Below are 3,319 nucleotides of genomic sequence, written 5' to 3' on the forward strand. Positions count from 1 at the left end.
CGCATACCCCTTATTTTTTTGGGGTATTTTGTGTAAAAGGTATTATTGTATAGTTTAAATTATTAAATCGTTAATCATTATTTTTGTCGAAATCTATTAAAATTATGTCTGGATTAAGATTTAACGCAATTCTTGAAAGTCAAAAAAGAACGCCACTCCCCATTGAGGAAAAGGGTAGGCGTTCCGAATTTTTCGCAACCAATGTATTCAATGAGGATAAAATGTTGCAGTATTTGACCAAAGATGCATTGGAGAGTGTTCGGGGAGCCATTGATTCCGGTTCTAAAATAGAACGGAAAATAGCCGATCAGGTGGCTGAGGCCATGAAGGGATGGGCCATCAGCAAAGGGGCAACCCATTATACGCATTGGTTTCAACCTTTGACCGGCACCACGGCTGAAAAGCATGACGCATTTTTTGACCTTTTACCAGATGGTAAGGCCTTGGAAAAATTTGGCGGCGGGCAATTGGTACAACAAGAACCCGACGCATCTAGCTTTCCGCATGGGGGCATAAGAAACACGTTTGAGGCAAGGGGCTATACCGCGTGGGACCCAACGTCACCGGCATTCCTATATGGAACAACCCTGTGTATACCCACCATATTCGTGGCGTATACGGGTGAGGCATTGGATAATAAGGCCCCTTTGCTACGGGCATTGAATGCAATAGACGATGCGGCAACTGCGGTTGCAAAATATTTTGACAAGAATGTTTCAAAGGTAAACGCTACTTTGGGTTGGGAACAAGAGTATTTTTTGATCGATAAATCCTTGGCCATGTCACGACCTGATATTGTGATGACAGGACGTACCTTGGTGGGGCAAACAGCAGCAAAGGGGCAGCAGTTAGACGACCACTATTTTGGTGTGATACCAAGTAGGGTATTGAGTTTTATGCGCCATTTGGAAGTTGAATGTACCCTATTGGGTATTCCGGTCAAAACAAGGCATAATGAGGTGGCGCCCAACCAATTTGAACTGGCACCGATTTTTGAAGAGGCAAATTTGGCCGTCGATCATAATCTGTTATTGATGGATGTGATGGAGAAAGTGGCCGAAAAGCATCATTTGAAGGTCCTATTTCATGAAAAACCCTTTGCCGGAATCAATGGTTCGGGCAAACATAACAACTGGTCTTTGGCCACGAACACCGGGGTGAATTTATTGAGCCCGGGGTCAACACCTATGAAGAATTTGCAGTTCCTAACCTTTTTCGTAAATACGATCAAAGCCGTCGATACGTATGAAGAGCTTTTGCGATCGTCGATTGCGTCGGCAAGCAATGACCATAGATTGGGGGCGAACGAGGCACCACCGGCGATAATTTCCATATTCATTGGTAAACAATTAAGTAGTGTGCTTGATGAATTGGAAGGGGTTTCCCAAGGGAAACTATCCCCAGAAGAAAAAACGGAATTAAAACTGAATGTGGTCGGGAAGATTCCTGAAATCATGCTCGATAATACCGATAGGAACAGAACCTCCCCATTTGCTTTCACCGGCAACAAATTCGAAATGCGCGGGGTGGGTTCGAAAACCAATTGTGCCAAACCCATGACCGTGCTCAATACGATTGTGGCCAAACAATTGATGGCCTTTAAAACAGAGGTTGATGTCTTGGTCGACAAAAAGAACCTAAAAAAGGACGAGGCCATATTCAATGTTTTGCGGGAGTATATCAAAACCTCGAAAAGAATTCGCTTCGATGGGGATGGATATAGTTTGGATTGGGAAAAAGAGGCGGCAAAGAGAAAGTTGAGCAATAATAAGAATACGCCGGATGCCATTCAAGTACTGACTTCCAAGGAAAGTTTGGAACTATTCAAGTCCATGGGTGTCATGAGCGAGGTCGAGGTCAAGGCACGACAAGAAGTCGAGTTGGAAGCCTACATCATGCATGTTCAAATTGAAGGCAGGGTTTTTAATGAACTTATTTACAGCTATGTTATTCCATCGGTTGTTGAATATCAAAACCGACTCATCAATAACGTTCGGGGATTAAAGGAAATCTATGGAGCTTCCTTTAAGAAACAGGCCAACAGTCAATTGATTATAATTGAGGCGATATCAGGACATATAGCAATACTAAAGGAGAAGACCGATGCCATGGTAGAAGAGCGAAAAAAGGCCAATATCATGACCGATACCCATAAAAAAGCCTATGCCTATTGTGAAAAAGTAAAACCTTATTTTGAGGAAATACGGTACCATTGTGATAAATTGGAACGGTTGGTCGATGATCAACTATGGCCCTTGACCAAGTATAGGGAGTTATTGTTTGTGAAGTAAGTCCCTCGAGATCTCAAATGAATTTAAAAGCGCACAATTTGTGGGCTTTTTTTAACGAATCCACTATTTTTGCCTCAAACTATCATACATGGCTTCATCAAATAGCGAAAGATACAAGCAACGGGGGGTTTCAGCTTCAAAAGAGGATGTTCATAATGCCATTAAGAATATAGATAAAGGGCTATTTCCAAAGGCTTTTTGCAAAATCGTACCTGATTATCTAACGAATGACGACGCCTATTGTTTGGTTATGCATGCCGATGGGGCAGGTACCAAATCTTCCCTTGCCTATATGTATTGGAAGGAAACGGGCGATATATCGGTATGGAAAGGCATTGCCCAAGATGCTTTGATCATGAATATAGATGACTTGATCTGTGTCGGAGCTATTGAAAATATATTGTTATCCTCTACCATTGGGCGTAATAAGAACCTGATTCCAGGAGAGGTTATCTCGGCCATTATCAATGGTACCGAGGCATTGATAGCCGATTTGGCCGAACATGGACTGGTGATCCATTCCACTGGGGGTGAGACCGCCGATGTTGGGGATTTGGTCCGAACGATAATCGTAGACTCTACGGTGACAGCAAGGTTAAGGCGCAAAGATGTTATTGATAATGCCAATATTAGGGCAGGTGATGTTATTGTGGGTCTGGAATCGTTTGGTCAGGCAACCTATGAAAAGGAATATAATGGGGGGATGGGCAGCAATGGATTGACCTCTGCAAGGCACGATGTCTTTTCCAAATATCTGGCTGAAAAATACCCAGAAAGTTTTGATGCGGCTGTGCCTGGGGATTTGGTATATTCTGGCAATATACGTTTAACGGATAAAGTCCAGGATTCCCCTATCGATGCGGGTAAATTAGTGTTGTCACCTACCCGTACCTATGCGCCGATTGTAAAGAAGATCTTGTCGAAGTACAATGCAACCGATATTCACGGCATGGTGCACTGCAGTGGTGGCGCACAAACCAAGATCCTTCATTTTATAGATAATCTTCATATTATAAAGGACAATCTAT

General features: G+C 43.0%; 2 protein-coding genes. Both read left to right on the forward strand.

All coding sequences use genetic code 11. The annotated features are described in order from the left end of the window. The first annotated feature begins 104 nt into the window (after positions 1-104). The gene (locus WBM98_RS18990; RefSeq protein WP_424367591.1) at positions 105-2,291 is read left to right on the forward strand and encodes a glutamine synthetase III; all 2,187 of its coding nucleotides are present in this window, start codon (positions 105-107) and stop codon (positions 2,289-2,291) included. Positions 2,292-2,379: 88 nt separating this feature from the next. Beyond that, positions 2,380-3,319 (forward strand): AIR synthase related protein (locus tag WBM98_RS18995; protein ID WP_424367592.1); only part of this gene is annotated, 940 nt, incomplete at its 3' end.

This window comes from Maribacter sp. (genome assembly GCF_049667165.1).
Lineage (GTDB): Bacteria > Bacteroidota > Bacteroidia > Flavobacteriales > Flavobacteriaceae > Maribacter_A.

What these genes read in the sequence shown, in the direction of transcription:
- WBM98_RS18990 (WP_424367591.1), top strand. Translation starts at nt 105, where the DNA reads ATGTCTGGATTAAGATTTAACGCAATTCTTGAAAGTCAAAAAAGAACG.